Source organism: Burkholderia sp. AU45274 (genome assembly GCF_030482505.1).
In the GTDB taxonomy this organism is placed as follows: domain Bacteria; phylum Pseudomonadota; class Gammaproteobacteria; order Burkholderiales; family Burkholderiaceae; genus Burkholderia.
In genome coordinates this window covers 768,846-795,060 of sequence record NZ_JAUJQE010000002.1, presented here as the reverse complement: position 1 = coordinate 795,060, position 26,215 = coordinate 768,846, and the positions used below count along the sequence as shown (strand labels likewise).

Sequence of the window (26,215 nt, the reverse complement as noted above, 5' to 3'; positions counted from 1 at the left end):
GTCCTGGCCTTTATTTCGCCCCGGCGCCAACTGGGTAAGCAAGTGGGTAATCAACTGGGTAACGATTGATTTTTCGTATGAACCAGACCGAATTCAGGATGTTCGCGCCGTGGGTGCAGGCCGCGACGCTGCCGGATGGGGAGATCGAAGCGATGAGCTTCGAGGACTGCCTCGCGCACGCACTCGAGCTTGGGCTGCGGCGCTTCGATCGCAAGACGCTCGCGCGCAACTGCGACATTCACTATCCGCACTTCGGCGACCTGGTCGCCGGCCGTCGGCCGTTTCCGGCGACGAAGCTGCACCTGTTCTGCATGTTCACGGGCTGCGACTACCCGCGCCAGTGGCTCGCCATCCAGGAGCGCAAGGCGATCGACGAATATCGCCGGCTCAGCCAGCAGGCGATCGGCGAGTTCGTCCAGCAGGCATTCGGCCAGCGGCAGGCGGCGGCATGACGCTGACTCTCAGCCAGCGCGACATCGGCAAGCCCTTCGCCGTCAAGCTCGGGCGCCCCATGAACTACCTCGGCATCGTCGAGGAAAAGCATCTCTTCATCTACCGCGATCCCCCGCAGGACTATCTCGCGTTCCGTCCGGACCAGCTCTGGATGATCGAGCGCGTCCGGCCCGAGGCGGCGCCGATCGACAACACGAAGGAGGGCGGCTCGTGCTGACCGAACTATTCGAGCGTGCGGCATTCCGTGCTGGCTGGCGCGCGGCGCGCGCCGGCGACCCGTTCCACGAGAACCCGCTGCGCGGCCCGCTCGCATGCTTTGCGCGGCAGTGGGGGCGCGGCTGGGCCGCGGCAAATGACGTGCTGGAGGCAGCGTAATGTCACTTGCGCTCGTTGACACCATGCTTGCATACCGGGCACGACCAGCGTGGATGGATAACGTATTGGCCGGCTTTCTGTCCTGGGGTGTACTCGAGAATGACCTTGCGTTTTTCTGGGCCATCGAAGCAAGGCTGACAGAGGAAATGGGACGGTACACCCTGATCGACGTAGTCACTCTTCAGCGCATAGACGAGCGCGCCTTCGCTGACGGCGTGCAGCGCGTACTTTTCTCGCTCGGATTGCGTCCGTTCGAGCTCCGCGAGTGTCGTTTTTGCCTTACGGAGCTCCTCCTTCAGTTGGTCGATTTCATCACGTGCGGCCGACTGCTTCTCCTGAAGGGCAAGCGCCGCATTCTGAACATCAATCACGCGGTCATTGATCGACTGCTGCATTTCGGCCAGTTTCAATTCGTCACGCGTTGCGATGGCGGCTTTCGCGAGATCAATGGTGTTCTTAAGGCCGGCAATTGCGGCGGTCACGGTCATGAGTGGCATCTGGTCTCTCGCATTGTTGGTTGCCGCGCGTACTTGCGGCACGCCAATCTTAGCTCATGCGCGACGGGTCGCTTTCGGCGGGAGACGGCGGCATGACATGGGCCCACGATGACCTCGCCAAGGATCTCGCCGCCCACCTGCGCGGCGCTTCTGATCGCCTGGTGTGGACCGACATGCAGCTCGGGCCGGCCGGCTCGCCGCGGCCGGATGTCTACACGGTGCCGTGCTCGTTCGCGCGGTTCCAGCCGGTCGCCTACGAATGCAAGATCAGCGTCGCCGATTTCCGTCGTGACGTTACGGCGGGGAAGTGGACCTCCTACATGCGCTTCGCCGCAGGCGTCATCTTCGCTGCGCCGGCCGGGCTGCTCAAGAAAGAAGACATCCCGGCCGGCTGCGGCCTGATCGTGCGTGGGCCGGACGGTTGGCGCTCGCTGAAGGGGCCGACGTTGAAGAACATGGAGAACCTGCCGCGTGACGCGTGGGTGAAGCTGATCATCGACGGCATGGCGCGGCTCGCGAACTCGAACCTCGAACAGCTTCGGGTCGGGCTCCATAACGAGTGGACGCTCGAGAAGAAGATTCGACAGCGGCTCGGCGACATCGTCGCGGATGCCGTGCGTGATCGGCTGCACGCGGAACGGCGTCTCGAGGTTGCCACCGAGCGGCTGGAAGGGCTGGCGCAAGAAGCCGAAGACGAGCGCCGCCTGATCCTCGATCGTGCGAAGGAGAATGCGCAGCGCGACGCAGCGCAGATCGACAGCGCACGCATCGAACTCGCGCGTGCGCTCGGGCTGCCGGCGAGCGCGGGCGCCTGGGAGATCGCCAGCGCCTGCAAGCAAGCCGTGCGCCGGGTCAGCGCCGATTCCGAGGTCAAGCGGCTCCGTCAGCAGCTCGAGCGCATTCAGGTCGCGATCGAGTCGGCTGCGGAGCCGCTGCCGCACATCGCGCGGGAGGTGGCGTGAGCCTCGTCATCATTCCAATTTCGCTCGAAGAGGCGAACGCATTCGTCGCTGAGCATCACCGGCACCACTCGCCCGTCGTCGGCCACAAGTTCAGCATCGCTGTCGCAGATGAGATGTTGATGGGCCGAGACGACAGCACAGGCATCCGCGGCGTCGCAATCGTCGGCCGCCCGGTCGCACGCGGCAACGACGACGGCTGGACGCTCGAGGTGACGCGCTGCTGTACGGACAGTACGCGTAACGCGTGCTCTGCGCTCTACGGTGCGGCATGGCGTGCGGCCCGTGCGCTCGGTTACGCGCAGCTCATCACATACACGTTGTCCGCCGAGAGCGGCGCCAGTTTGCGGGGTGCCGGATGGCGTCTCGTTGGCGAGCGCGGCGGCGGCAACTGGAACACGCCCGCGCGACCGCGCATCGACACCGCCGCGTGTCTGCGTGGGCAGAAATTGTTGTGGGAAGCCCAATGAACGACCTCCCGAATCCTCTCACCCCAGCGGACTGCGATCTGCGCAACTTTCGCGAAATGCCGATTGACGTGCCGCGGTTGCTCGGCTCCGACCTCGTGCACGACGAGTCGCCCGAAGCGTGCTGGTCGGCGATGCTGCTCTGGTGCGTGTCATGGCACGAGGTACCCGCCGGCAGCATGCCCGATAACGACGAGTGGCTCGCGAAGCGCGCGGGCTACTGGCACAAGGGCAAGCTCGATCCGACGTGGCACGGCGTGCGCGCCGGCGCGCTGCACGGCTGGATCAAATGCACCGACGGGCGCCTGTATCACCCGGTCCTCGCTGAAAAGGTCAACTCCGCGTGGTTCTCGAAGCATCGCCACGCGCACGACAAGCTCGGCGAACGTATCCGGAAACGGAACAAGGCGAGGGCGGAGCGAGGTCTTGCTCCGCTGGAAGTACCCGAGCTGGACGCATGGATTGACATGGGTCGTCCGCTGGAACGCGATCTTTTTCCGGAGGAATTTAGCAATCCTTCCGGCGGAAACGATGTGGAATTCCGGCGGAAGAAGGAACCAGTTCCGGCGGAAAGCGGGCACGCTCCGGCGGAAGCTAGCGGAAAAAACGGGCGACCGGCAGGGCGTCGCCAAGTCGGCACCTCGGCTGAAGGTAGGTCGAATGGCAAAAATTACTGCTCCGACGGAAATTCCGGATTTTCCGGTGGAAACGACGACTCTTCCGGCGGAAGTGGTGAGTTTTCCGGCGGAAGCGATAACGACTCCGCTGGAATTCCATCGGAAAACGCTCTGAACAGAGCGGAGCGGAATAGAACAGAACATGTAAACACAGCAAGCGGCGGCGGCACAGCACAGGCAGTAGCGAGCGACCCGCCGATCGCCGCCGCCGCTTTCGTCGAAATCCTTCGCTCGTCGGGCGTCGGCTTCGCCGCCGATGACGCGCGGTTGGCGAGCTGGCCCGGGCGCGGCGTAACGGTCGACGACCTGCGTGCAGCCATTGCCACGGGCCGCAAGCGGCGTGAGCGCGAGTGCTCCGAGCAGCCGCTCAACGCCGGGTTGCTCGACTTGATCCTCGGCGATCTGCTCGCCGCGCGCGCCGCGAAGCCTGTGACGGGGACGCGCACCGTCGGCGACTGGTGGCGCTCATGGACCGGCATCGTCGAGCACGGCGGCACGCTCGGCATCGAGCAGGGCCGCGACGAACCTCCGTTCGATTTCAAGCTGCGCGTCTTCGACGCCGCGGGCGACGGCCCGTGGTGGGACGACCACAACCGCGCATTTCGCAACACTGCCGGCCCGGTCTCGGTCGGCGCTTTGATGGGGGAAGGGCGATGAACTGCAAAGTCGGCGACATGGCCGTGATCACGCACGGCGAAGCCCGCGACCGCATCGTCGAGGTGAAGGCGCCTTACGGCGACTACCTGCATCTCGGCTTTTGCTGGTACGTCGAAGCGCCCACGCCGATCCCGGCGACGGACGTTGTCACGTTTCGACCGTGCGAGCTCAAGACCGGGTGGATTCCGGACGCGTGGCTGCGCCCGATCAGTGGCGTGCCGGTGACGGACGACGTGGAAGACGAGGTGACCGCGTGACACAGCAATCGCTCATCACGGCGTCGCCGATCGCGCAGCGCGTCGAGTTTGTCATTCCCGGTGCGCCGGTTGCGAAGGGGCGCCCGAAGTTCGCACGCCGCGGCGCGCACGTCACGGCCTACACGCCCGAGAAGACCGAGCGCTACGAGAACCTCGTGAAGATGGCCGCGCGCGCTGCGATGCGCAGCGTCGCGCCGTACGCCGGCCCGATACGGCTGATCGTGCACATCGGCCTGCCGATCCCGGCGAGCTGGTCGATGAAGCGCCAGGGCGAAGCGGCCGCCGGCGCCATCGGCGCGACGAAGAAGCCGGACGCCGACAACGTTGTCAAGGCGTTGAAGGACGGCATGAACGGGGTGGTGTACGTCGACGACGGCCAGGTCGTCGACCTCTGGGTGTCGAAGCGCTACGCGCGCACGCCGGGCGTGCGGATCGAGGCGATCGAGTTGAATTTGAAGTCAGCATAAGGAGCGGGGCCTTGAAAGCAAAAAGCAAACTCACCATCAACGGGCTGATCGGAGTGATGAAGCCCGGCATCCGATATTCGGCGCACGACCTCGCTCGCCGGTTAAAGCATCCCGTGTCGTCGGTGCGCCAGCTGCTGGCGCTCGACGTCGCGCTCGCGCGGCTCGACTGCCATTCGGAGAGCCGCGGCCGCATGTACTCGCTCGCGGGCACGAGCCGCTCGCCGGGCTCGCACGTCGACACGCGCATCCGTCCGGACTTCACGAGCAACCTGACGGGTTACATGCTCGAGCTCAACACGCGGCAGGCGCTGGCGATGACGACGCGAGGTGCACGATGAGCGACGTCGTCGAGTTCAAGTCGGCGTTCGACGCCGTGCGCTTTGCGCTCTGCTACTCGGGGCAGCAGTACGGCGAGACGATGATGGCGAAGCGTCTGCGCGGCGAGTCGATCGGTACCGGAATGGGGCTGGTGGGCCTCGACGGTGCCGGCCAGGCAGGGGAGATTCGCCGGCACCTTTGGGAATTGCCCGAGCTGCACCTCTCGGTGATCGTCGCGCGCGCGGCGCCGCATGACTTGCCGTGCTCGTGCGGTGCTGCGTGCTGCAGCGGCCGGACGCCGAATATCGAGTGGCAGGCGGCGATCGGCTGGTTGATTCGGGCGTCCGCCGCCTATTGCTCGGGCTTCTCGCATTACCGCGTGCGGCGCGCGATCATCGAGCGCCTGTTCGGGGTGAAGTGCGACTTGGTCGACATCGCGCACGACTGCGAAGCGCACGTGAACACCGTCAGCAAGCACAACGCCGCGGTGCGGAAGTGGATCGAGGGGGATAAGAAGACCGGCGAGGCGGGCGTCGAGGGGCTCGCGTGGTCAGTGATCGAACGACGGTTCAGCGAGCTCGGATTGCTGCAGGAACGATCGACTGCTTGACAATGTGTGTTTGGCACACAATAATCCGCCATATTCGATACACGTCATACGTGCGTCCGAAGCAACGAAGCCCGCGAAAGCGGGCTTTTTTGTTGCCTTGGCGCCGCGCTATACTGGACTCGGCCTTAGCTGCGCCGGCGGGGAGGACGCAGCGAGGTGATCAGCCAGCGCGCCGAAAGGTGCAGTCGGGTTTCCGCCGCCCTGCTGGCACCAGACATATCGAGCCCGCTGAGCCGACAAGCCAGCGGGCTTTTTGTTGCGGAGATCGGTACTGCGTTACAGGCTCACTCGGCCCTTTTGACGGGCGGCTTCCAGATGGTCATGGCCCGCGTCCGTGAGGCGATGCCTGTTACTGCTCGAATCTACGAGACCGCGATCGCCGAGAAGGTGAATATGATGCAGGACTTCAGACATGGTGTAGTCCGACTCCGATGTCTCCTTCAACGTCTCCTTAAGGTCGATGGTGGCGAGTTCCTCGTACGGGCTGTCCTCCAATGCGATGAGGATGCCTAGGAGCAGGGATGGATTTCGCTTCATTTAATTCTCCCGTGAATTGTTGGTCGTAGCGCAATGGTGCGCTCGGCTGACCGCCGTGCATGCGATCGGCGCGGGAGCGCAGAAAGTCATTATGACAAAACTGCAAGTCCGCGGTCGTGGGGAAGGCTCTCGTCCTGCGCCACCCGACATCCTCTTCGACGACTCGAACTGGATCCGACATATCGTGCCGGCCGACGGCGTCGCCGAGTGGGTAAGCGAGACACTGCTGCGCGAAGGCGCGCCACTGCACAACCCGGATCACGCGCACCTGATCGGCGCTGACGTCGCGTATCTCTGGGCGGCCGTCGAGAACGTGCGCCAGATGCGGCGCGTTGTCGGCCAGTGCGAAGAGGTGATGATCCGCGCCGGCGGTTGGCAGCGCGCCAGGCAGGAACAGCAACTCTGCGAATGGTTCGGCCACGTGCCGGCGTTTCTGATCACGCTCGACGCGCACTACGCGCGCGAATGCAACGATCTGCAGTGGTGCGCGCTCGTCGAGCACGAGCTGTATCACATCGGTCAGCACGCTGACTCGTTCGGCGCGCCGGCCTTCACGAAAGACGGCCTGCCGAAGCTCGGCATCCGCGGGCACGACGTCGAGGAATTCGTCGGCATCGTCCGGCGCTACGGTGTGGCCGGCGGCGCGGGAGATACCGCGAAGTTCGTCGCCGCAGCCCAGCGCGCGCCGGAGGTCGGCCACGCCGACATTGCCTGGGCCTGCGGCACCTGCATCCTGCGGGCCGCATAGCAACCTGAACGTTTTCCTCCATGGCAGCACTTCCTGAACCGATCAAGGTGTTCGTCACGCAGGCGCTCGCCTGTTTCGACACGCCGTCGCGCGCCGCGAAGGCCGTGCGCGAGGAGTTCAGCGTCGAGGTATCGCCGCAGCAGTGCGAGCGGTATGACCCGACGAAGCGCGCTGGTTCGGCGCTCAGCAAGAAGTACCGCGAGATCTTCGAGCGCACGCGCGAGGAGTTCCTCAACGACACGTCGCGCATTGGTGTATCGCACCGCGCGGTGCGCCTGCGCGCGCTCGACCGTGCCGTCGCGGAAGCGGAGCGACGCAACAACTTGCCGCTGATGGCGCAGCTGCTCGAACAGGCTGCGAAGGAATCCGGCGACGCCTACACGAATCGGCGCCGCCTCGAACACACTGGGGAGAACGGCGGCCCGATCGAGAACAGGACGGTCGTCGTCGATGAAAGCCAGGTCGCAGCCGCCGTCGCCAAGCTCGAAGACGAGTATTGACCCCGCCATCGAGCGGGCCGTTCTGAAGGCGAAGTGCGAGCGGGACCACCTGTTTTTCAGCCGGTACTTCTTCAAGCACCGGCAGGCGATCAAGTTCCGCGTCAACTGGCACCACGTGCTGATCGCCGACACGGTGCAGCGCGTGATCGACGGCACGCTGAAGAACGTCGTCATCAACGTGCCGCCTGGCTCGTCGAAGACCGAGCTGGTCGCGATCAACCTGATCGCGCGCGGCCTCGCGCTGAACCCGCGCGCGCGATTCCTACACATCAGCTACTCGGACGACCTCGCGCTGCTGAACAGCGAGACCGCGCGCGACATCGTCGAGTCCGGCGAGTTTCAGGCGCTGTGGCCGCTCCCGATCGCAGACGACGCGAAGTCGAAGAAGCGCTGGAACGTGATGATCGACGGCCGCAAGGCCGGCGGCGTGTACGCCGTTTCGCTTGGCGGCCAGATCACCGGCTTCCGAGCCGGGCATATGACCGAGGGCTGGCAGGGCGCGATCATCATCGACGACCCGCTGAAGGTCGACGACGCATACAGCAAGACGGCGCGCGACAAGGCGAACCGCAAGTTGCTGTCGACGGTGAAGAGCCGGAAGGCGAATCCCGACACGCCGATCATCGTGATCATGCAGCGGCTCGCCGAGGAAGACCCGACGGGCTTCATCAAGTCCGGCAAGCTGCCGGGCGACTGGGAATTCATCGAGATTCCGGCACTGATCACGGACCAGTACGTCGCGAAGCTGCCGGCGCACATCCGCGACCGCGTCGAGTGCGACGAGCGAGACGCGGACGGGCGGTACAGCTATTGGCCGTACAAGGAACCGCTGCAGGAGCTGCTCGCGTCCGAGAAGGCCGACGCGTACGTCTTCAACGGCCAGTACATGCAGCGGCCGTCGCCGTTGGGCGGCGGGATCATCCAAAGCGGCAAGTTCCTGCGCTATGGCGCGCTGCCGCAGCTCCAGTACCGGAAGATCTTCGCGGACACGGCGCAGAAGACCGCCGAGCGGAACGACTACAGCGTGTTCGAGTGCTGGGGCCTCGGGTACGACAACCGCCTGTACCTGATTGACCTGGTGCGCGGGAAGTGGAAGGCGCCCGAGCTGAAGCGCCGCGCGATCGACTTCTGGAACAAGCACGCGGCCATCGGCGCGGACGACCCGGGCGCACCGGTGCTGCGCCAGATGAAGGTCGAAGACAAGTCCAGCGGTACCGGGCTGATTCAGGACATTCAGGCCGAGGGCGGTATCCCGATCGAGGGCATCGAGCGCGTGAAGGACAAGCTGACGCGCGTGATGGACGTCGTGAGCCATATCGACTCCGGCAACGTCGGCGTCCCGCTGGATGCCCCATGGGTCAGCGACTTCTTGACCGAGTGCGACTCGTTCACGGCTGACGACACGCACATGCACGACGACCAGATCGATCCGATGGTCGACGCAATCAACGACATGCTGGGAGGCGCGAAAGACCTGTCGGTCTGGGAGCGGCTTGCCGGTTGAGTACGACAGGATTTCCCGGAATGTCGAAACGGAAGCAACAGACCCGGCCGCCGCGCGCGCCGGCGGCAACGCACGCCCACCGCACGGTCGACTCGTTCGCCAACTTCGAAGCACGGCTGGGCTGGGGTGCCGACAACCAGGCGTCGGCGGCGCAGTACACGCTGACGTACCAGAGCCGCAACCGCGTCTGGCTGGAAGCGGCGTATCGCGGATCGTGGATCGTGCGCGCCGCGGTGGACGCGATCCCGGAGGACATGACCCGCAAGGGCATCGAGATGTCCGGGCTCGATCCGACCGACGTGTCGAAGATGGAGACGGCGCTGACGCGCAAGGCGATCTGGGACCAGCTCTGCGATACCGGCAAGTGGGCGCAGCTGTACGGCGGCGCGATCGCCGTGATGCTGATCGACGGCCAGGACATGTCGCAGCAGCTTCGGCGGGAGACCATCGGGAAAGGCCAGTTCAAGGGCCTGCTCGTGCTCGACCGCTGGATGGTTGCGCCGCCGGTCGGCGAAGTCGTGACCGAGTTCGGTCCCGACCTCGGCATGCCGAAGTTCTACGATGTGCTGCCGACGGCGATCGGGTTGCCGCAGGGGCGCATTCACCACTCACGCGTGCTGCGAATGGACGGCGAAGCACTGCCGTTCTACCAGCGCATCAGCGAGAACGGCTGGGGTTTGTCGATCCTCGAGCCGATGTGGGATCGGCTCATCGCATTCGACAGCGCTACGGTCGGCGCTGGACAGCTCGTCTACAAGGCGCACCTGCGCACGCTCAGCGTCGAGAAGCTGCGCGAGATCATCGCGGCCGGCGGCCCGGCGCTCAACGGCCTGCTGAAGCAGGTCGAGATGATCAGGCTCGGGCAGTCGAATGAGGGCCTCACACTCATCGACGCGACCGACAAGTTCGAGACGCACCAGTACGCATTCAGCGGGCTGTCCGACGTCTTGCTGCAGTTCGCGATGCAGCTCAGCGGCGCGACCGGCATCCCGCTCGATCGCCTGTTCGGCCAGCAGCCGGCCGGCCTGAGTGACACCGGTGAAGGATCGCGCCTGCTGTACCACGAGAAGGTGCACACGCGGCAGGAGCGTCGGCTGCGCAACCCGCTGCACGGGCTGCTCGACGTGATGTGCCGGTCGGAGATCGGGCAGCCGTTGCCCGAAGACTTCTCGTACGAGTTCAACCCGCTGCAGGAGATGTCGGCCGCCGAGAAGGCGGAGATCGGCAACAAGACAGTCGATTCGGTGACGAAGGCGGTTGACGCCGACCTGATTCCGCGCAGCCAGGGCATGCGCGAGCTGAAGGCGTCGTCGCCCGACACTGGCATGTTTGGCGACATCCCGGACGAAGCGATCGAGCAGGCCGAGCGCGACGAAGAGGGAGAGGATCCGCCTGGAATTGACCCCACGCTTCCGCTCGGCCCGACACCGGGCGCGGCCGCGCGCACGAACGACTCTCTGCTTCGCAGGCTTTTCCGACGTCGATGATCCTCACCCTCGATCGAAAGCGCGACCGGCGCAAGAACCCCGTGCGATTGAGCGGTGCCGAGCGGCAGTACGGCGGCCAGCTGCGAAAGATCGCCCATCAGGTCGGTGTGCTCGTGAACGGCTTTCCGGCCGATGACGCGTCGTATGCGCCGACGATCGAGGAACTGTTGCGGCGGTACGCCGAGGCGCTCGCACCGTGGGCCGAGGCGACCGCGGCGCGGATGATCGCCGACCTGAATCGGCGCGACGAGCAGATGTGGATGAAGCAGGCCGCCGACATGTCGCGCGCGCTGCGCGACGAGATCCGCGGCGCGGCCACCGGCGAGACGATGCGCGCTCTCCTGTCCGAACAGGTGCGCCTGATCACGTCCATCCCGCTCGACGCGGCCGAGCGGGTGCATCGATTGACGCTCGAGGGAATCGTCGACGGCACGCGTGCTGCGCAGATCTCGAAGGCGATTCAGGAGTCGGGGCAGGTAGCGAAAAGCCGGGCCGACACGATCGCGAGAACCGAGGTCAGTCGCACGGCCGCGACGCTCACCGAGGCGCGTGCCCTCGACGTCGGAAGCCCCGGTTACTTCTGGCGGACGTCCGGCGACTCGGACGTCCGCGAGGACCATCGCGAGCTGGAAGGCAAGTTTTTCACATGGGACAAGCCGCCGATCGCGGATAAGCGGACCGGCGCGCGGGCGCATCCGGGCTGCATCTACAACTGCCGATGCTGGGCGGAAGTGGTTTTGCCGTCGGCTTGATGTTGCGAGATGAGAGAGGCCGGTCGTTGGCCTTCGTTTTGAGTAGTTGCCGGGCCGAGCCCGCATGACCCGACAGGCCCATGGCAAAGCATCTGCATATCTACTTCCACACGTATGACACGTCGTGGGAGGAATCGAAGCACCCGCGCTCCGCGAACGGCCAGTTCGGATCGGGAGGTGCCGCAGGTGCAGTTGCGGCCGGCCCTACGACGCTGAAAGGCGACGAGCTTGGCGACTTCACCAGCATGAAGGAACTGCGCCAGAAGGCCATCGCCTACGGCAAGCAGTTCGCTGGGAAGAAGTTCAAGAATGCGGCGACAGGCAACCAGATCGAAGTGACGAACGGCGGGATCAGGCACACCGTCGCGACCGGCCACGATGAGGTGCTGCGCTCCATCCCCGCGTTGCCCGACCTTCTGACGAACGCTCGGCTGATCGACACGCAACCGGATAAGCGCGGCGATCCGAACGTCAAGGCGGTCGAGACGTACTCAGCCCCGCTCAAGCTTGACGGCAAGAGCTATCGGGCGGTGATCACGGTGAAGGTGTTCTACGACGGCCACCGGTATTACAACCAGGGCCTGGTGCGGGAAGGGGAATAGGGCCAGTCGTCGTTTAAATAAGGCACCCCCTGCCTTTCGGCAGTCGGCTCACCTCCGGCGACCGTCCCAATCCGCATTATAGCCAAGTCCTAAAGACTTGCGGAATCCCTGCCGAATCATCGACTTACTTCAAATTTCGTTCCAGATGCGGACCATTCGAATTCCCACGGCGGACCACGCCTGCAGCTGCGGTACTGGTGCCGCGCGCGCTCGCGCGCATACGCGTGATGGCATTACTGCGTCGGGTGTGTACGCGACCGAGCGGCTCGGCGAGCGGCGGTCGATTACACCGGAGGGTTTCCTGCTCTGCGAGGCCGTGCCGATCGCGCGCGTCGGCGCGCAGGACTATGCGTACTTCGAGCTCCCGGAGATCGAGGCGAAGGACGGCGTCATCGTCGCCGAGCGCACGGCCGACGTGCTGTTCAGCCCCGAGACTCTCGCCAGCTTTGAAGGCAAGCCGATCACGATCGACCATCCGCCGGATTTCGTGACGCCGGAGAACTACATGTCGGTGTCGCGCGGCGACGTGCGCAATGTGCGGCGAGGCGAGGGCGCTCAGTCGGACCTTATGTTGGCTGACCTGCTGATCAAAGACGCCGAGGCGATCCGCCGCGTGCAGAGCGACGGCCCTGATGCGCTTGACCAGGTCAGCAACGGCTACGACGCCGACTACGAACAGATTGCGCCTGGGCGGGCGCGACAGGTGGTGATCGTGGGCAACCACGTCGCCCTCGTGAAAAGCGCCCGCTGTGGCCCCGTGTGTTCGATCGGGGATAGCAGTTCCAACCTACTCCCGACAGGAGATACCAGCATGGCAACCAAGAAAGGCTCCAAGTTCGTCGACGCGTTGCGCAAGGCGTTCATGACGCGCGATTCCGAAGCGTTCGAGAAGGTCGCGAGCGAGATGACCGGCGACGAAGGCGGCGAGGGTGGCGACGGCCAGCCCCAGATTCACATCCACATGCCCGGCACCGGTGCTGATCCGAAGGCCGGCTCCGGCGGCGTGACGGGCGACGACGCGGCAGCCGGTGGCGAAGGCGATCCGCTCAAGCAGGTGCTCGATGCGATCCAAGCCACCAACGGCAAGATCGACGCGCTGGCCGACCGTGTGACGAAGCTCGAAGGCGGCGGCACGCAGACGGGCGACGCGGACGACGATGACGAAGACCTGCTCGGTACCGGAACGACGGACAACGGCGGCGCCGGCGAGGGTGGCGGCGACGACAAGAGCGGCGCGCGTACGGGCGACAGCACCGCGCTGCGCGAACAGTTTCAGGACGCGCTCTCGCGCGCCGAAATCCTCGCGCCGGGCGTGCGGCTGCCGACGTTCGATGCGAAGGCGATCCGCAAGAAGACGGTCGACGCTATCTGCGTGCTGCGCCGCCGCGCGCTGCGGGCCGCGCTGGACAACGAGAACGCCGAACTGGTCAAGTCGGTGGTCGGCGGCGCGAACGTCGCCAGCATGACCTGCGATTCCGTCGCAGCGTTCTTCAACGCAGCGTCGGAGGTCGTGCGCAGCAAGAACTCCGGCGTCACGCAGCGCCGGACGAACGATTCCGCTCAGACCGATCGGAAAGACATCAACGCAATCCACGCGGAATTCTGGAAGGTCCGCAAGTAAAGGAGCCGACATGCCCTCGTTGCAAGCTTATCAATATCGCATGCCGGCAGGCTTTGCCGGTGACCTCCAGCGCGCCGAAGTCGCCACGATCGAGACGCAGCTGATCGACCCGGCGGCACCGCCGACGGCGTTTGGCGTTCCCGTGAAGATGGTGAACGGCAAGATTCAGCCGATCAACAACGCGGCCGACACGGCGGCGCTCGTGTACGGCGTGAACCTGCGCGCGTATCCGATCCAGGGCAACGGCACGGATCCGCTCGGGACGTCGACGCCGCCGACGAGCGGCGTGACCGACATTCTGAAGCGCGGCTACGAGAACGTCGCGCTCGGCGGCACCGCGCCGGCCACGAAGAACGGTACGGTGTACGTGCGCGTCGCGGCAGCGGCCGCCGGCAAGCCGCTCGGCGGTTTCGAAGCGGCAGCCGACGGCACGAATACTGTCGCGATGCCGGCGAACTGGTACTTCACCGGCCCGGCCGACGCATACGGCATCGTCGAAATCGCCGTCAACATCTGATCCGGCGCTGAACAGCGCTTCACCCGAAGCCCCGCAATCGCGGGGCTTTTGCATTTCTGGAGCCATTACATGGACATGTCCGAACTGAAGCACCTGCGCCGGGCCGGGGCGTCGATCCCGATGTCGGCGGCCGTCGCGGACGCGACGCGCCGGCTGATCCGCGCGCGTACGCAGGACCAGCAGTACACCTACGATCGCCAGACGATCGACTCGACCGGCGCATTCCTCGTCGGCCAGCTCGAACGCCTCGACCAGACGCTCAACGAGCCGCTCGTCGAGTACACCTGGTCGCGCGACATCTACATCCGCAGCGACGTGTCGGCGGCCGACGAAGTCGCGTCGTTCACGAACTCGGCCTTCGGGATGAGCGGCGGTATCAACCCGAACGGTCTGAACTGGATCTCGAACGAGGGCAACGCGCTGGCAGGCCCGTCGGTCGACATCGGCAAGACCGCACAGCCGATGCTGCTCTGGGGTGCCGAGGTCAAGTACACGGTGCCCGAGCTGGTCAAGTCTCAGCAGCTCGGCATGCCGATCGACTCGCAGAAGGTCGAGGCGATGAACATGAAGCGCAACATGGACCTCGACCAGATCGTCTACTACGGCGATCCGCAGATGAGCTTCACCGGCCTGGTGAACTCGATCGGCGCGGTCGGGAGCGTTTCGAACGTCGCGAACGGCGCGGCCGGCACGCCGCAGTGGAACACGAAGACGCCGGACGAGATCCTGAAGGACGTCAACGAGATCCTGACGTCGGCGTGGCAAGCCTCGGGCTGGAAGGTGAAGCCGAACCGCCTGATGCTGCCGCCGGCCACGCTTGGCGGCGTCGCGTCGCGCCTGATCAGCACGGCTGGCAGCAAGTCGATCCTGACTTACCTGCTCGAGAACAACATCTGCACGCAGCAAGGCACGCCGCTCGAAATCCTCGAGCTGAAGTGGCTGATCGGCGCCGGCGCGGGCGGCACGCAGGGGCAGCTCAACACCGTCGACCGGATGGTCGCGTACAACAGCGACAAGAAGTACGTCCAGTTCCCGATGACGGACCTGCAGCGCACGCCGCTCGAGTACCGCTCGCTGTTCCAGATCACTACCTACTGGTCGCGTATCGGCCGCGTCGAATGGCGCTACGGCACGACGGCCGCTTACCGGGACGGGATCTGACATGGCGACGACGAAGATCAACGTCCTGACGGCGTTCACGATCCGGCTGCTCCACGAGGGGGAGGAAGTCGTGCGCCGGGTCGAGGCCGGTGTGCAGGAGGTCGAGGACTTCATTGCCGAGCACTGGTACGCGAAGGCACACACCGGCCCGCTGCCGGAGAAATCCGGCGACGCCGGTGACTCGCAAGCCGGCGCGGCGAACCAAGCTGCGGCGCTGGCTGGAGCGAAGGCCGATCTCCAGGCCGAGTCGGACCGCCTCGACAAGCTGCGTGCCGAGCTCGATACCTTCGGCAAGGGCCTGGACGATCGTGCGGCGGCGCTCGATACGCGCGAAGCGGCGGTCGCGGCGGGCGAGCAGGATCTTGCCGCGCGGGTCGCGGCCTTCGAGGCAGCCCAGAAGGATGCCGCGGCGGCGGCGAAGGACGGCGCGGCCGACGGCGCGACCCAGAAGTCCGGCGGCGGGAAGAAGGCATAATGGCCTACCGGCGCCGCGCCGTGCTGGCGCGCGCCGGGAATCCGCATTTTGGTAAGGTGGCATGTGGACATCGCCCAGTTCCGACAATCGTTTCCCGAGTTCAACGACACGACGACTTACCCCGACTCCCTCGTCCAGTTCTGGATGACCGTCGCGGTGTCGCTCGTCAACGCGGACCGGTGGGGCGAGCTGACCGATCTGGGTGTCGCGCTGGTCACCGCGCATCATCTCGCGTTGGCTTTGAAGGATCAGAAGACGGCGGCAGTCGGCGGCGTGCCTGGGCAGGTGACGGGGCCGCAGTCGTCGAAGGCCGTCGACAAGGTCAGCGCCAGCTACAACACCGAGGCCGTCGCCATCAAGGACGGCGGCTTCTGGAACGCCACGATGTACGGCGTCCGCTATCTCAGCCTCGCGCTGATGATGGGCTCGGGCGGCATTCAGCTGTAACGCTGCCGCAGCCCGTCGGGAGAATCCCATGGGCAGCATGAAAATTGACCGCCTCGACGAGGTGCTGAAGTCGATCAGCGGGCTCGTGCAGAAGGAGGTGCTCGTCGGCGTGCCCGACAGCACCGCCGGCCGGAAGGACGAAGGTTCGCCGCTCAGCAACGCCGAGATCGGCTACATCATGGAGAACGGATCGCCGGCGAACAACATCCCGGCGCGCCCGCATCTGGTGCCGGGAGTTCAGGACGCGCGGCCGAAGTTCGAGCCGCAGTTGCAGAAGGGCGTCGAAGCTGCGCTCGATGGCGACCTCGAACAGGTCCAGCGCCGGCTCAGCATGGCCGGTATCGCGGCGCAGAACTCGGTGCGCGCGAAGGTCAACAGCAACGTCGCTCCCGAATTGGCTGAATCGACGCTGGCCGCGCGCCGGCGCCGCGGCGTCACGCGGGAGAACACGCTGGTCGACACGGGCCAGTATCGCAACGCGATTACGTACGTGGTTCGCAAGAAGTAGCTTCCAGTTTTTCCGCTCCAAGGGCCGCCGCGTGCGGCCCTTTTTCGTTGGTGTCCGCGCTATGGCTTTCCTCGACGTCACCGACGTTCTGCTCGATCCGGATTTCATGGACATGGGCCTGATCTGCAATCGCATGACGCAGACAGTCGACGGCCACGGCCGCGCGCAGAACACCGCGGCATCGACGCCGTTCTCGGCCGTCGTGACGAGCGACAAGGGCGACATCCTGCACCGCAACGCGGACGGCAGCCGAATCATCGGTTCGATCACTCTGCACACGCCTTTCCGGCTGCGCGACGGCGCCGTGGGTGGCGACGCCGACGAGGTGATCTGGGACGGCACCACGTACACCGTCGTCAACGTGAACAACTACTCGCACTTCGGCCGCGGCTTCGTCTGCGCGACGTGCGACATCAAGCCTCTCGCGGGGACCTCATGAACGACAGCTCGACCGGCGGCTACCTGGCGCCAGCCGTCGATGCGCCGCCGGCCGAGGACGATGCCCTCGACGATCTGGTCCATGACCTGATCGCGGGCATCGCGGTGCTGCCGCCCGACCTCGTGCGGCCGCGCTGGCAGCCAACCGTGCCGAAGCAACCGGAGCCGTCCGTCGACTGGTGCGCTTTCGGCGTGCAGGAGCAGGAGCCGGACGCCGGGCCGGCGATCCAGCACGACGGCACCGGCGATGGGCACGACACGTACATCCGGCATCAGGACGTCGACGTGATGTGCACGTTCTACGGCCCGCGCGCGAAGGGCTACGTGCAGCGGCTTACTGATGGGCTCGCGATTCCGCAGAACCGCGAGCAGCTTCAACTGCACGACATGGCGTTCGTCAGCGTCGGCCCGATTCGCGCAGCGCCCGACCTGGTCAACCAGCAGTGGGTGCGGCGCTACGACATTACCGTGACGCTGCGCCGCAAGATCACCCGGACGTATGCCGTTCTGAACATCGTGTCGGCAGATTTCACGCGACGGTGAGGGGGGCGAGTCGTGACGTATCGATCTCTCTGGCAACTGCTTATAAGTTGTCAATCAGTGCTTTGATGAACCTGTTGTCGACCGCGGCCAAGAGGTTACGGGCGTCGGTATTGTGATCTTCCATTTCATGGTACTTGCCTCGGATTGACCGATACAGTCGATCAGCATTCCATTGCCGGAATTCGGGCAGCCATCCCTCATGGAAGCACACCCACCGGAAATGGCCGGCCAAAGTATCTCCACCAAGGCGAAGTGTGGGGATTTCATGGGCCGCTTTATCGATAATCGACATTAATTCGTCATCGTTTAGACCGGCTATCAAATTTCTTGCCGTATCGTTGTGCGTTTGCTTGTACATGATTTCTTCGCGCAAACGCGCAATTGGACGGACGATCTGCATTATCGGATCGGCATCCCTCTTAAGCCAATGTTCGGCGGGCGTGTAGTAAATCTCTACGCCCTCATGCCAAATTGCCCAGAAAACATGTTCCTTTGCTGCGGCAGAGTTGCCCATCATGGTCTCCTTGTGGTCAACGCATACCAGTTGGCGTGCGCGAAGGCGATCTTGTCAGAGAAATATGATCGTGGGCATCCCCAAAATTGGGGATGCTCGATGACGAAGACCATTCACACTCGCTGTTGATTCCGAGTGCATATTTCCGGATCTTTTTTTACTTAGCCGCTTAAATGCGGCTTTTCTTTTTTTGGGGCTACTTATGGCAACTGGTCTCCCTGTGTCGCGTCTTATCAACGTGACGATCAACCTGGCCGCGCTCGCGGCCCAGGGTGCGAATATGAACACCGGGCTGATTCTCGGCCCGTCCGCAATCATCGACACCAACGAGCGTGCCCGATCGTATGGCGGAATCGCCGAGGTGACGGCCGACTTCGGCACGAACACGCCGGAGTATTACGCCGCGGCTCTGTACTTCAACCAGACGCCGCAACCTCAACAGCTGATGATCGGCCGGTGGGCGAAGACGGCGACGTCCGGCTCGCTTCGCGGCGGCGTGCTGTCGACCGCGCAGCAAGATATGACTGCCTGGAAGGCGATCACGACGGGCGCATTCAACATCTCGATCGACGGCACGGCGAAGACGGTCACCGCGCTCGATTTCTCGGCGCAAACGAACCTGAACGGCGTTGCGACGGTGATCAACGCGAAGCTGACCGGCGCGACGATCGTGTGGAATGGCTCGCAGTTCGTGGTGACGTCGAGCACGTCCGGCACCAGCTCGACGGTCGGCTACGCGACTGCGCCGGGCAGCGGCACGGACGTCTCGTCCATGCTCGGCCTGACCAGCAGCCTCGCCGGTACGCCGGCGGCCGGTATTGCACCGGAGCAGCCGGTCGACGCTGCTGCGGTGTTCCTCGACCGCTTCGCGAACCAGTTCCTCGGCCTCGACTTCGCTGACGCGTCGATCACCGACACGCAGCACATCGCGGTCGCAACGCTCATCGAGGCAGATCAGCGCCATATCTACGGCATCACGACGCAGAACCCGCAGGTGCTCGATTCGACCGTGTCGACCGACATCGCAAGCAAGCTGCAGGCGCTGAAGCTGAAGTACTCGATCGTGCAGTACTCGAGCGCGACGCCGTACGCCGTGTCGTCGCTGCTCGGCCGGCTGCTGACGGTGAACTTCAATGGCAACAACACGACGATCACGCTCATGTTCAAGCAAGAGCCGAGCGTCGCCGCCGAGCAGCTGACCAGCACGCAGGCGAATACGCTGCAGGCGAAGAACTGCAACGTATTCGTCAACTACAGCAACGACACGTCGATCATCCAGTACGGTGTGACGCCGAGCGGTCTGTTTGCCGACTCCGTCTACAACGCGATCTGGTTCCGCAACCGCATCGAGACGGACGTCTACAACCTGCTGTACCAGAGCCCCACGAAGATCCCGCAGACCGATGGCGGCAACGCGCAAATCGCGGCGACGATCTCGTCGGCCTGCGAGGCTGGCGTGAACAATGGCTATCTCGCACCGGGCGTCTGGAACTCGGCCGGCTTCGGCGCGCTGAATCAGGGCGACACACTGGCGCAGGGCTACTACGTCTATGCGCCGCCGATCGCCACGCAGTCGCAGGCCGACCGCGAGGCGCGCAAGTCGGTCACGTTCCAGGTCGCGGCTAAGGAAGCCGGCGCGATCCACAGCGTTGACATTCTCGTCAACGTCAACCGCTAATAGGGGCAACACAACATGACGACTTACAGCTTTCAGGACGTCGCGTCGACCATCGTCGGCCCCGGCGGTGCGTTCTCCCTCGGCTACGGCGAAGCGACCGCGGAAGAAGGGATCACGATCGTGCGCGCGGGCGACAAAAACACGATGACGATCGGCTCGGACGGGGAAGGCATGCACAGCCTGCATGCCGACAAGTCCGGTCAGGTCACGCTGCGCTACCTGAAGACCGCGCCGATCAATGCGAAGTTGATGGCGCTGTACGACGCGCAGTCGCTCGACAGCCGACTGTGGGGCAAGAACCTGATCGAGGTTCGGCAGACGGCTGCCGGCGACGTGACGACCGCGCGCAGTTGCGCGTTCAAGAAGGCGCCGGACCTGAAGTACGCGAAGGACGGCGACATCGTCGAATGGGTTTTCGACGCAATCAAGATCGACAACATCCTCGGGACGTACTGAGCATGACGACCGAAGTCCAACTGAACGGCGTGCGGTACGCGATCGGCAAGCTGAGCGCGATGCAGCAGTTCCACGTGTCGCGGCGCATCGCGCCGATCATCCCGCCGATGATCCCCGTGCTGATGAAGTTCTACGCCGAGCTCGAGCAGGCCGACGTCGTGCGCGAGCAGGCGCGCACGAACGCTGCGCTCGCAGCGCTCGCCGAAGACGTCGGCGGCGGGGAACCTCTGGGCACGGCATCGCCGGCAACCGAGGCCGACCACTCACGCGAGCTGCTCTCGCTGGTCGACGCGATCGCACCTGTGCTGCAGCCGTTCGCCGACGCGCTGGCCGGCCTGAAGGACGAGGACGCCGAATACGTCTTCGGCACGTGTCTGTCCGTTGTCGAGCGCTGGCAGGGGCCCGGCTGGGCGAAGATCTGGTCAGCCGCGCAGAAGACGTCGATGTTCGACGACATCGGCATCGACGTGATGCTGCCGCTCGTTGTGCGCGTCGTGGTGGCGAACCTCGGCCCTTTTATCAGCGGGCTGCTTACCAGCCAAGCGAGCAGCCCGGCGGCGACGTAGGCTGGATTCGCACGCTGCCCGGCGGCGAGGACTGGCTGCTCGCACCGGTGCACGCCCAGATGTGCCGGTACGAGTCGCTGCTCGACGGAGCGCTCGGCTTGGCCGACATCGCGCTCATGAATGATTCACTCGCCGTCCGGGCGGACAACGAAGCGGCGTTCCGCCGCAAGATGGAAAGAGAAAATGGCTGATTCGGTCGTCATCCGCGAGTTCCTGGTCGCGCTCGGCTTCAAGGTCGACGAGAAGGGCCTGAAGAACTTCAAGGAAGGCGTCGAAGGCACGACGAAGGGCGTCAAGCAGCTGATCGCCACGGTGTCTGGCGCCGCGCTCACGGTGAGCGCTGGCGTTGCGGCATTCGCGTCGAAACTCGAGCGCCTGTATTTCGTGTCGCAGCGCACCGGCGCGTCGGCGACCAACCTGCGCGGCTTCGAGTTCGCCGCGCGGAACATGGGCGTCTCGGCGGAGGCGGCCACCGGCACGATCGAGAACCTCGCGCGTTTCCTGCGCAACAATCCGGCCGGCGAAGGCTACCTCTCGACGCTCGGCGTGCAGACGCGCAACGCGAACGGCGAGCTGCGCGACACGGTTGACATCATGTCGGACCTCGGGAAGTCGCTGGCGAACAAGCCGACGTGGCTTGCCAGCCAGTACGGCAACATTCTCGGCATCGACGAGAACCTGATGCTCGCGATGCGTAACGGGGACTTCGAGAAGCTACTGGCGCAGTATCGCGAGATGTCGAAGTCGACCGGCCTCGACAAGGCGGCCGACGACTCGCACCGTTTCATGACGCAGCTGCGCGGGCTCGGCACGTCGTTCGAGAACCTCGGCATCCGCGTCGAGGGCGCGATGCTGCAGAAGATCGGGCCGCAGCTCGAACGGTTCCAGCGTTGGATGGACGAGCACGGCGATGAGATCGCCAACCGGATCACCGATGTCGCCAACGCGGTCGTGAAGGCGGCCGCAGCGATGGGGCCGCCGCTGGCATGGCTTGCGGACAAGTTCGTCGAGCTCGATCGTGGCACCGACGGCTGGTCAACGAAGATCCTGCTGCTCGGCCTGGCGCTGAAGGGCCTGGGCGTGTTCAAGATCGTAGGTGGTATCTGGAAGATTGTCGGGGCACTCCGCGCGGGTGGCGCAGCCGCAAGCGGCGCAACAGGTCTGCTTTCGGCGATGGGTGTAGAGCTTGCGGCCCTCGCGTCGAGCGCGGCCGCCGTCGGTGCCGCATTCCTCGGTTGGAAAATCGGAGACGGCGTGCGTGATCAGATCGACGGCCTGATCACCAAATTGTCGGGTGGCCGCTTCCGCTCGTTGTGGGACATCCTCACGCTGAAGGATCGGCGCGGCCTCGACTCGACCGGCGGCTACACGCAGGAGGAAATCGACAGCGTGAAGGACGGTGGCGGCGCAAAGCTAACACCGCCTCGAACTGAGCAACCAACGACTCTGGCGCCATCCGATGCGCAGGGACCGAATCCCGGCCGGGCATCGTCGGGGGCACCGGCACCGGCCCAGGCATCAGCTCCGGCACCGGCACCGGCGGTGGCGGTGGCACCGGCAGTGGCATCGCCGGTGGCATCGGCTCCGTCAGGCCCGCCGGTTCCGGCTTCAGCACCGGCGCAGTCTCGCGAAAAGGCATCCGTACCGAATTCGGAAAAGTCCAGCCCTTCAAAACCGACGCCGCAGTCGCCGCCGGCGGCGCGGATCGAGCGAGTTGCGGCGCCTGCAGAAAACGGTCTTGCCGGTCGGCTCGGCCAGCTCGCCGACACGGCGTTCGGCAAGTTGATTGCGCGCGGCGAAGGCGATTACAACAGCGTGAACCGCGGCGCGCGTGGCGGTTACCGAGCCGGTACCGAGAATCTCGAAGGCATGACCCTGGCGCAGGTGATGGCCGCGCAGCGCGCGGGGCAGTTCAATGCAGCGGGCCGCTACCAGATCATCAGTAGCACGCTGGCCGAGGCCGCGCGCGGGTTGAAACTGAACGGGTCCGAGATATTCGATCGGAAGTTGCAGGACCGGATCTTCGAACAGTACCTTGTGCGCAATAAGCGCCGGGCAATCTCCGATTATGTCGAAGGACGTAGCGATGACTTGCGTGCGGCGTTGCGCGCGGCGTCGCGCGAGTGGGCTAGCGTGGCTGACCCGGATACCGGCCGCAGCTACTACGCTGGCAAGGGCAACAATCGCGCGAGCATTTCCGCCGCCGAGATGGAAGCTGCGCTACGCAACACTCGCGCGACCTATCAGCCTCCGGCAGCTGCGATGGCACAAGCGGCGACTGCGTCGGCGACTACGAACAAGGTCGAGGTGAACCAGACCACACAGATTCACGTGAATGGTGCGGGTGACCCGTCCGCGGCGGGCCGCGCAGTCGAGCGTGAGCAACGCGCGGTGAATTCCGACCTGGTTCGAAACCTTCAGGGAGTAGTTGCATGATCCTCGACATGATCATGATCTCGCCGAAGAAGATCGGCAGCATCACGGTGCAGGTCGCGATCGAGGAGGTCTACAACGACGAGCTCACGATCACCGAGCATCCGGTCGAGCAAGGCGCGCAGATCACCGATCACGCGTTCAAGCGCCAGCCGGACGTTTCGATGCGCTGTGGCTGGAGCAACGCAGACTACGAGGCGCTGCTCGGCGCTGCCGAGGCGACGTTTGACGGCGGCGGCCTGCCATCGGCGCAGTACGTCAACGCGATCTACTCGCAGCTGCTCGCCTTGCAGCAGTCGCGCACGCCGTTCGACGTCACGACGAGCCGCAGAACCTACCAGAACATGCTTCTGCAGGGGCTGCGGCTAACCACTGACGAGAAGACGTCGAGCGCGCTGATCCTTACGGCGACGCTCAAGCAGATCCGCATCGTATCGACGCAGGTGACGAAGTTGCCGCCGCGCGAGGACCAGGCAGATCCGGCATCAACGGCCGAGACCGGCAACGGTGGCACGAAGGCCGCCATGCCGGCGACGCCAGCACCGGGCGGTGCAGTGCCGCCGGGGAGTATGTGATGCCGAGCTTCTTCGAGATTCCGTTTTCTCCGCGGCCGGAGCGCTTCACCGTGACGCTGAGCGGGACCGACTATCGCCTGACTGTCCAGTACCGCAAGGTGGGAGGCGCGGGATGGGTGCTGGACATCGCGGACGCCTCGGACAACCCGCTGGTGTCCGGCATCCCGCTGGTGACGGGCATCGACCTACTCGGCCAGTACAAGCATTTGGGGTTCCAAGGGCGGCTGTGGGTGCAGGGTGCTGCTGATCCGGACGACGTTCCGACTTACGAGGATCTCGGCATCGGGTCGCATGTTTTCTGGGTGACGGACCAATGAGCGTTCAGCAGTTCGGCCGGAAGGTCTCGTTGATTATCGGCTTCGACAGCGGGGAGGCACTCGACCTGTCCGAACTCCGGATCGTATTCCGCGTGCAACGAGGTGACCTGCAAACACCGAACTCGGCGCGCATTCGCGTCTACAACGTGTCCGCGACGACGGCGCGGCGCGCGCAGAAGGAGTTCACGCGCGTCGTGCTGCAGGCCGGATACGAGGGCAACTACGGGATCATCTTCGACGGCCAGATCAAGCAGGTGCGCCGCGGGCGCGAGAGCCAGACCGACACGTTCCTCGACATCACCGCGGCGGACGGCGACTCCGCGTACAACTTCGCAGTGGTCAACACGACGCTCGCGGCCGGGTCGGTCGCGACCGACCACGTGTCCGTGGCCACGGCAGCTATGAACCCGTACGGCGTGTCGCTCGGCTATATGCCGCAGGTGACATCGAATCCGCTTCCGCGCGGGAAAGTGATGTTCGGGATGGCGCGCGACTTCCTGCGCGGGATCGCGAAGACCACCCAGACGGTCTGGAGCATCCAGGACGGCAAGGTGGTGATGGTGCCGGAGACGGCGTACATGCCGGGTGACATCCCGGTGATCACGTCGGCGACCGGCATGGTGGGCCTGCCGCAGCAAACGGCGAACGGCATCGAGGTGAAGATGCTGCTGAACCCGAGCGTGAAGATCGGCCGGCTGATCTGGCTGGACAACGCGAGCATCCAGCAGTACGAGTACAGCCTGAACGTCGGCCAGCAGGCCGAGAACGCGCGGATCGAGATGCAGGCGAAGCTGCAGGATGACGGCTTCTACTACGTGATGCTCGCGGAGGTGAGCGGGGACACGCGCGGCGAAGAGTGGTACACGAGCGTGATTTGCCTCGCGGCTGATGTCACGGTGCTGCCCGATTCGTTCAAGGATAAGGCGGCTGTCCCGGCCGCCGACGTTATCAAGAGGTACGGCTAGCGACCATACGTCGGCAGGGCCTTGATGGTCATCGTCGTGCTATCGCCGTTGCGCTTCACATCTGCGCGCGCGAGCACATTGAGCGGCATCGACTTCGTCGGCATCTTCGGCACGATGATCACGGCATCGCCGTCGATCGTCTCGCCCCAGCAGCCGATGTCCCACACACCGCGGTAGGACTCGTAGCGCCGCATGTTCTTCGCGTTTGTGATCGGCAGGTCGCACTTCTTCGTCGTGTACAGGATGGTCGGGAATTCGTTCTCGACGGTCACGCCGACCTTCATGCCGGCGAACGGATAGACGTAGGCGTCGTCAGCGACGGCGGCGAGTGGCGCGAGCAGCGCAACGGTCAACAGCAGTTTTTTCATTTTCATCCCATGGATCGACGTGAAAGGGTAGGCGACCCGGAGGTCGCCCTGCGTGAAGCGTTCGACGGCGTGCGCGCGGGCATCTGGACGGCATTGCCCGGCATTATCCAGTCGTTCGAAAGCGCCGCCGATCGGCCGCCGACGTGCAGCGTACAGCTGGCCATCAAGGCACAGGTGCGTGGCATCGACGGCACGATCCAGAGCGTCGCGCTGCCGCTGCTGGTCGACTGCCCGGTTCAGTTCCCGGCCGGCGGAAATTGTACGTTGACGTTCCCTGTGGCGCCGGGCGACGAGTGCCTCGTCGTGTTCGCCTCCCGTTGCATAGACGCCTGGTGGCAGTCGGGCGGCGTGCAGGAGCAGGCCGAGTTGCGCATGCACGACCTGTCGGACGGGTTCGTGCTGCTCGGCTTTCGATCGCGGCCGCGTGCGCTTGCCGGCGTCAGCGGCAGCTCGACACAGCTGCGCAGCGACGACGGCGCGACTTACATCGACCTGAACCCGACGCTGCAGAAGGTCAAGATCGTTGCACCCGGCGGCTTCGACGTCGTCGCGCCGCTGTCTACGTTCTCGGCTGCCGTGACGATCACCGGTCTGCTGACGTTCGTCGGGGGCATGGTCGGTAGCGCTGCGAGCGGTGCCGCCGCGGTGTTCAACGGTATCTTGAACGTGATCGGCCAGATCACGGCGAACGGCAAGCGCGTCGACGACATGCACACGCACTCCGATCCGCAGGGCGGCAACACCGGCCCGGTCAACTGAGATTCCC

The 26,215-nt window shown here is 64.9% G+C and carries 36 protein-coding genes; 32 read left to right on the top strand and 4 right to left on the bottom strand.

The genetic code is table 11. The features are described from left to right. The first annotated feature begins 77 nt into the window (after positions 1–77). From QZM35_RS12435 to QZM35_RS12425, 3 genes are read left to right on the top strand one after another with little or no spacing between them, the layout of a single operon-like run. On the top strand, positions 78–452 hold the full coding sequence (locus tag QZM35_RS12435) for a hypothetical protein (RefSeq protein WP_089472952.1): 375 nt from the start codon (positions 78–80) through the stop codon (positions 450–452). Beyond that, positions 449–670, top strand: coding sequence for a hypothetical protein (locus QZM35_RS12430; protein WP_301776020.1), 222 nt, complete (start codon positions 449–451; stop codon positions 668–670). Before QZM35_RS12435 ends, QZM35_RS12430 begins: the two co-directional genes overlap by 4 nt. Next, positions 664–828, top strand: a complete 165-nt coding sequence (locus QZM35_RS12425; RefSeq protein ID WP_301776019.1) for a hypothetical protein — start codon at positions 664–666, stop codon at positions 826–828. The genes QZM35_RS12430 and QZM35_RS12425 overlap by 7 nt, the downstream gene beginning before the upstream one ends. 2 nt (positions 829–830) lie before the next feature. On the opposite strand, the gene QZM35_RS12420 is transcribed toward QZM35_RS12425, so the two are convergent. Then, positions 831–1,316 carry a hypothetical protein gene (locus QZM35_RS12420; RefSeq protein ID WP_301776018.1) on the bottom strand — a complete coding sequence of 162 codons (486 nt, stop codon included), beginning with the start codon at positions 1,314–1,316 and terminating at the stop codon, positions 831–833. A 65-nt stretch (positions 1,317–1,381) separates the two neighbouring features. Between QZM35_RS12420 and QZM35_RS12415 the strand changes: the two genes are divergently transcribed. The 7 genes from QZM35_RS12415 to QZM35_RS12385 are packed head-to-tail and all read left to right on the top strand — an operon-like array spanning position 1,382 to position 5,737. Then, positions 1,382–2,287, top strand: a complete 906-nt coding sequence (locus tag QZM35_RS12415) for a hypothetical protein (protein ID WP_301776017.1) — start codon at positions 1,382–1,384, stop codon at positions 2,285–2,287. Beyond that, on the top strand, positions 2,284–2,754 hold the full coding sequence (locus tag QZM35_RS12410; protein ID WP_301776016.1) for an XF1762 family protein: 471 nt from the start codon (positions 2,284–2,286) through the stop codon (positions 2,752–2,754). The genes QZM35_RS12415 and QZM35_RS12410 overlap by 4 nt, the downstream gene beginning before the upstream one ends. Then, positions 2,751–4,085 carry a hypothetical protein gene (locus QZM35_RS12405; protein WP_301776015.1) on the top strand — a complete coding sequence of 445 codons (1,335 nt, stop codon included), beginning with the start codon at positions 2,751–2,753 and terminating at the stop codon, positions 4,083–4,085. Before QZM35_RS12410 ends, QZM35_RS12405 begins: the two co-directional genes overlap by 4 nt. Continuing rightward, a complete protein-coding gene (locus tag QZM35_RS12400; protein ID WP_301776014.1) occupies positions 4,082–4,342 on the top strand; it encodes a hypothetical protein in 261 nt (86 codons plus the stop codon). Before QZM35_RS12405 ends, QZM35_RS12400 begins: the two co-directional genes overlap by 4 nt. Beyond that, the gene (locus tag QZM35_RS12395; RefSeq protein ID WP_301776013.1) at positions 4,339–4,809 is read left to right on the top strand and encodes a RusA family crossover junction endodeoxyribonuclease; all 471 of its coding nucleotides are present in this window, start codon (positions 4,339–4,341) and stop codon (positions 4,807–4,809) included. Before QZM35_RS12400 ends, QZM35_RS12395 begins: the two co-directional genes overlap by 4 nt. Before the next feature lie 11 nt (positions 4,810–4,820). Further along, the gene (locus QZM35_RS12390; RefSeq protein ID WP_301776012.1) at positions 4,821–5,147 is read left to right on the top strand and encodes a hypothetical protein; all 327 of its coding nucleotides are present in this window, start codon (positions 4,821–4,823) and stop codon (positions 5,145–5,147) included. Beyond that, positions 5,144–5,737, top strand: coding sequence for a DNA-binding protein (locus QZM35_RS12385; RefSeq protein ID WP_301776011.1), 594 nt, complete (start codon positions 5,144–5,146; stop codon positions 5,735–5,737). Before QZM35_RS12390 ends, QZM35_RS12385 begins: the two co-directional genes overlap by 4 nt. 276 nt (positions 5,738–6,013) lie before the next feature. Here QZM35_RS12385 and QZM35_RS12380 read toward each other — a convergent pair whose 3' ends face one another. Next, positions 6,014–6,274: a hypothetical protein gene (locus QZM35_RS12380; protein ID WP_301776010.1), complete on the bottom strand. Its 261-nt coding sequence runs from the start codon at positions 6,272–6,274 to the stop codon at positions 6,014–6,016. A 91-nt stretch (positions 6,275–6,365) separates the two neighbouring features. Between QZM35_RS12380 and QZM35_RS12375 the strand changes: the two genes are divergently transcribed. From QZM35_RS12375 to QZM35_RS12310, 14 genes are all read left to right on the top strand, one after another. Then, positions 6,366–7,022 (top strand): putative metallopeptidase, encoded by a 657-nt coding sequence (locus QZM35_RS12375; protein WP_301776061.1) that lies wholly within the window; start codon positions 6,366–6,368, stop codon positions 7,020–7,022. Between the two features lie 20 nt (positions 7,023–7,042). Beyond that, the gene (locus QZM35_RS12370; protein ID WP_301776009.1) at positions 7,043–7,522 is read left to right on the top strand and encodes a DUF2280 domain-containing protein; all 480 of its coding nucleotides are present in this window, start codon (positions 7,043–7,045) and stop codon (positions 7,520–7,522) included. Beyond that, entirely contained in the window at positions 7,473–9,026 is a 1,554-nt protein-coding gene (gene terL, locus QZM35_RS12365) for a phage terminase large subunit (RefSeq protein ID WP_301776008.1), read from the top strand. The genes QZM35_RS12370 and terL overlap by 50 nt, the downstream gene beginning before the upstream one ends. Positions 9,027–9,046: 20 nt before the next feature. Further along, a complete protein-coding gene (locus QZM35_RS12360; protein WP_301776007.1) occupies positions 9,047–10,513 on the top strand; it encodes a DUF1073 domain-containing protein in 1,467 nt (488 codons plus the stop codon). Next, a complete protein-coding gene (locus QZM35_RS12355) occupies positions 10,510–11,265 on the top strand; it encodes a phage minor head protein (RefSeq protein ID WP_301776006.1) in 756 nt (251 codons plus the stop codon). The genes QZM35_RS12360 and QZM35_RS12355 overlap by 4 nt, the downstream gene beginning before the upstream one ends. Before the next feature lie 80 nt (positions 11,266–11,345). After that, positions 11,346–11,867, top strand: a complete 522-nt coding sequence (locus QZM35_RS12350) for a hypothetical protein (protein ID WP_301776005.1) — start codon at positions 11,346–11,348, stop codon at positions 11,865–11,867. 247 nt (positions 11,868–12,114) lie between these two features. Continuing rightward, a complete protein-coding gene (locus QZM35_RS12345; protein WP_301776004.1) occupies positions 12,115–13,488 on the top strand; it encodes a DUF2213 domain-containing protein in 1,374 nt (457 codons plus the stop codon). 10 nt (positions 13,489–13,498) lie between these two features. Then, complete coding sequence (locus QZM35_RS12340) at positions 13,499–14,005, top strand: hypothetical protein (RefSeq protein ID WP_059584227.1); 507 nt, start codon at positions 13,499–13,501, stop codon at positions 14,003–14,005. 69 nt (positions 14,006–14,074) lie between these two features. Then, positions 14,075–15,166: a DUF2184 domain-containing protein gene (locus tag QZM35_RS12335; RefSeq protein ID WP_206136320.1), complete on the top strand. Its 1,092-nt coding sequence runs from the start codon at positions 14,075–14,077 to the stop codon at positions 15,164–15,166. 1 nt (position 15,167) lies between these two features. Continuing rightward, a complete protein-coding gene (locus tag QZM35_RS12330) occupies positions 15,168–15,641 on the top strand; it encodes a hypothetical protein (RefSeq protein WP_301776003.1) in 474 nt (157 codons plus the stop codon). Between the two features lie 63 nt (positions 15,642–15,704). Further along, positions 15,705–16,088 (top strand): DUF4054 domain-containing protein, encoded by a 384-nt coding sequence (locus QZM35_RS12325; protein WP_089472933.1) that lies wholly within the window; start codon positions 15,705–15,707, stop codon positions 16,086–16,088. A gap of 28 nt (positions 16,089–16,116) precedes the next feature. Next, positions 16,117–16,596 (top strand): hypothetical protein, encoded by a 480-nt coding sequence (locus QZM35_RS12320; RefSeq protein ID WP_089472932.1) that lies wholly within the window; start codon positions 16,117–16,119, stop codon positions 16,594–16,596. Positions 16,597–16,657: 61 nt separating this feature from the next. Then, positions 16,658–17,035, top strand: coding sequence for a hypothetical protein (locus QZM35_RS12315; RefSeq protein ID WP_367620783.1), 378 nt, complete (start codon positions 16,658–16,660; stop codon positions 17,033–17,035). Then, positions 17,032–17,577 (top strand): hypothetical protein, encoded by a 546-nt coding sequence (locus tag QZM35_RS12310; RefSeq protein ID WP_301776001.1) that lies wholly within the window; start codon positions 17,032–17,034, stop codon positions 17,575–17,577. Before QZM35_RS12315 ends, QZM35_RS12310 begins: the two co-directional genes overlap by 4 nt. 40 nt (positions 17,578–17,617) lie before the next feature. Here QZM35_RS12310 and QZM35_RS12305 read toward each other — a convergent pair whose 3' ends face one another. Beyond that, positions 17,618–18,091, bottom strand: coding sequence for a hypothetical protein (locus QZM35_RS12305; protein WP_301776000.1), 474 nt, complete (start codon positions 18,089–18,091; stop codon positions 17,618–17,620). 202 nt (positions 18,092–18,293) lie between these two features. Between QZM35_RS12305 and QZM35_RS12300 the strand changes: the two genes are divergently transcribed. The 7 genes from QZM35_RS12300 to QZM35_RS12270 all read left to right on the top strand — a co-directional run bounded on the left by QZM35_RS12300 (position 18,294) and on the right by QZM35_RS12270 (position 25,081). Beyond that, entirely contained in the window at positions 18,294–19,769 is a 1,476-nt protein-coding gene (locus tag QZM35_RS12300) for a DUF3383 domain-containing protein (protein ID WP_301775999.1), read from the top strand. Between the two features lie 15 nt (positions 19,770–19,784). Continuing rightward, positions 19,785–20,225, top strand: coding sequence for a phage protein (locus QZM35_RS12295; RefSeq protein ID WP_089472927.1), 441 nt, complete (start codon positions 19,785–19,787; stop codon positions 20,223–20,225). A gap of 2 nt (positions 20,226–20,227) precedes the next feature. Next, the gene (locus QZM35_RS12290; protein ID WP_301775998.1) at positions 20,228–20,791 is read left to right on the top strand and encodes a phage tail assembly chaperone; all 564 of its coding nucleotides are present in this window, start codon (positions 20,228–20,230) and stop codon (positions 20,789–20,791) included. Between the two features lie 183 nt (positions 20,792–20,974). Further along, a complete protein-coding gene (locus QZM35_RS12285) occupies positions 20,975–23,227 on the top strand; it encodes a mannosyl-glycoprotein endo-beta-N-acetylglucosamidase (RefSeq protein ID WP_301775997.1) in 2,253 nt (750 codons plus the stop codon). Beyond that, positions 23,224–23,799, top strand: a complete 576-nt coding sequence (locus tag QZM35_RS12280) for a phage baseplate protein (protein WP_089472925.1) — start codon at positions 23,224–23,226, stop codon at positions 23,797–23,799. The genes QZM35_RS12285 and QZM35_RS12280 overlap by 4 nt, the downstream gene beginning before the upstream one ends. Continuing rightward, a complete protein-coding gene (locus QZM35_RS12275) occupies positions 23,799–24,116 on the top strand; it encodes a hypothetical protein (protein WP_089472924.1) in 318 nt (105 codons plus the stop codon). Before QZM35_RS12280 ends, QZM35_RS12275 begins: the two co-directional genes overlap by 1 nt. Continuing rightward, positions 24,113–25,081 carry a hypothetical protein gene (locus QZM35_RS12270; RefSeq protein WP_301775996.1) on the top strand — a complete coding sequence of 323 codons (969 nt, stop codon included), beginning with the start codon at positions 24,113–24,115 and terminating at the stop codon, positions 25,079–25,081. The genes QZM35_RS12275 and QZM35_RS12270 overlap by 4 nt, the downstream gene beginning before the upstream one ends. Here QZM35_RS12270 and QZM35_RS12265 read toward each other — a convergent pair. Next, on the bottom strand, positions 25,078–25,455 hold the full coding sequence (locus QZM35_RS12265) for a hypothetical protein (RefSeq protein ID WP_301775995.1): 378 nt from the start codon (positions 25,453–25,455) through the stop codon (positions 25,078–25,080). The genes QZM35_RS12270 and QZM35_RS12265 overlap by 4 nt on opposite strands. A 3-nt stretch (positions 25,456–25,458) precedes the next feature. Here QZM35_RS12265 and QZM35_RS12260 point away from each other — a divergent pair, with 3 nt between their 5' ends. Then, positions 25,459–26,208: a Gp138 family membrane-puncturing spike protein gene (locus QZM35_RS12260; protein ID WP_301775994.1), complete on the top strand. Its 750-nt coding sequence runs from the start codon at positions 25,459–25,461 to the stop codon at positions 26,206–26,208. Positions 26,209–26,215: the final 7 nt, after the last annotated feature.

Excerpts from the sequence above, each read along its gene's own strand:
- QZM35_RS12315 (WP_367620783.1), top strand. The coding sequence starts at position 16,658 with ATGGCTTTCCTCGACGTCACCGACGTTCTGCTCGATCCGGATTTCATG.
- QZM35_RS12340 (WP_059584227.1), top strand. The coding sequence starts at position 13,499 with ATGCCCTCGTTGCAAGCTTATCAATATCGCATGCCGGCAGGCTTTGCC.
- QZM35_RS12400 (WP_301776014.1), top strand. The coding sequence starts at position 4,082 with ATGAACTGCAAAGTCGGCGACATGGCCGTGATCACGCACGGCGAAGCC.
- QZM35_RS12305 (WP_301776000.1), bottom strand. The coding sequence starts at position 18,091 with ATGGGCAACTCTGCCGCAGCAAAGGAACATGTTTTCTGGGCAATTTGG.
- QZM35_RS12435 (WP_089472952.1), top strand. The coding sequence starts at position 78 with ATGAACCAGACCGAATTCAGGATGTTCGCGCCGTGGGTGCAGGCCGCG.
- QZM35_RS12270 (WP_301775996.1), top strand. The coding sequence starts at position 24,113 with ATGAGCGTTCAGCAGTTCGGCCGGAAGGTCTCGTTGATTATCGGCTTC.
- QZM35_RS12430 (WP_301776020.1), top strand. The coding sequence starts at position 449 with ATGACGCTGACTCTCAGCCAGCGCGACATCGGCAAGCCCTTCGCCGTC.
- QZM35_RS12380 (WP_301776010.1), bottom strand. The coding sequence starts at position 6,274 with ATGAAGCGAAATCCATCCCTGCTCCTAGGCATCCTCATCGCATTGGAG.
- QZM35_RS12330 (WP_301776003.1), top strand. The coding sequence starts at position 15,168 with ATGGCGACGACGAAGATCAACGTCCTGACGGCGTTCACGATCCGGCTG.
- QZM35_RS12260 (WP_301775994.1), top strand. The coding sequence starts at position 25,459 with ATGGATCGACGTGAAAGGGTAGGCGACCCGGAGGTCGCCCTGCGTGAA.
- QZM35_RS12265 (WP_301775995.1), bottom strand. The coding sequence starts at position 25,455 with ATGAAAATGAAAAAACTGCTGTTGACCGTTGCGCTGCTCGCGCCACTC.
- QZM35_RS12275 (WP_089472924.1), top strand. The coding sequence starts at position 23,799 with ATGCCGAGCTTCTTCGAGATTCCGTTTTCTCCGCGGCCGGAGCGCTTC.
- QZM35_RS12415 (WP_301776017.1), top strand. The coding sequence starts at position 1,382 with ATGCGCGACGGGTCGCTTTCGGCGGGAGACGGCGGCATGACATGGGCC.
- QZM35_RS12405 (WP_301776015.1), top strand. The coding sequence starts at position 2,751 with ATGAACGACCTCCCGAATCCTCTCACCCCAGCGGACTGCGATCTGCGC.
- QZM35_RS12310 (WP_301776001.1), top strand. The coding sequence starts at position 17,032 with ATGAACGACAGCTCGACCGGCGGCTACCTGGCGCCAGCCGTCGATGCG.
- QZM35_RS12285 (WP_301775997.1), top strand. The coding sequence starts at position 20,975 with ATGGCTGATTCGGTCGTCATCCGCGAGTTCCTGGTCGCGCTCGGCTTC.
- QZM35_RS12375 (WP_301776061.1), top strand. The coding sequence starts at position 6,366 with ATGACAAAACTGCAAGTCCGCGGTCGTGGGGAAGGCTCTCGTCCTGCG.
- QZM35_RS12280 (WP_089472925.1), top strand. The coding sequence starts at position 23,224 with ATGATCCTCGACATGATCATGATCTCGCCGAAGAAGATCGGCAGCATC.
- QZM35_RS12300 (WP_301775999.1), top strand. The coding sequence starts at position 18,294 with ATGGCAACTGGTCTCCCTGTGTCGCGTCTTATCAACGTGACGATCAAC.
- QZM35_RS12360 (WP_301776007.1), top strand. The coding sequence starts at position 9,047 with ATGTCGAAACGGAAGCAACAGACCCGGCCGCCGCGCGCGCCGGCGGCA.
- QZM35_RS12290 (WP_301775998.1), top strand. The coding sequence starts at position 20,228 with ATGACGACCGAAGTCCAACTGAACGGCGTGCGGTACGCGATCGGCAAG.
- QZM35_RS12335 (WP_206136320.1), top strand. The coding sequence starts at position 14,075 with ATGGACATGTCCGAACTGAAGCACCTGCGCCGGGCCGGGGCGTCGATC.
- QZM35_RS12350 (WP_301776005.1), top strand. The coding sequence starts at position 11,346 with ATGGCAAAGCATCTGCATATCTACTTCCACACGTATGACACGTCGTGG.
- QZM35_RS12385 (WP_301776011.1), top strand. The coding sequence starts at position 5,144 with ATGAGCGACGTCGTCGAGTTCAAGTCGGCGTTCGACGCCGTGCGCTTT.
- QZM35_RS12320 (WP_089472932.1), top strand. The coding sequence starts at position 16,117 with ATGGGCAGCATGAAAATTGACCGCCTCGACGAGGTGCTGAAGTCGATC.
- QZM35_RS12370 (WP_301776009.1), top strand. The coding sequence starts at position 7,043 with ATGGCAGCACTTCCTGAACCGATCAAGGTGTTCGTCACGCAGGCGCTC.
- terL (WP_301776008.1), top strand. The coding sequence starts at position 7,473 with ATGAAAGCCAGGTCGCAGCCGCCGTCGCCAAGCTCGAAGACGAGTATT.
- QZM35_RS12295 (WP_089472927.1), top strand. The coding sequence starts at position 19,785 with ATGACGACTTACAGCTTTCAGGACGTCGCGTCGACCATCGTCGGCCCC.
- QZM35_RS12420 (WP_301776018.1), bottom strand. The coding sequence starts at position 1,316 with ATGACCGTGACCGCCGCAATTGCCGGCCTTAAGAACACCATTGATCTC.
- QZM35_RS12355 (WP_301776006.1), top strand. The coding sequence starts at position 10,510 with ATGATCCTCACCCTCGATCGAAAGCGCGACCGGCGCAAGAACCCCGTG.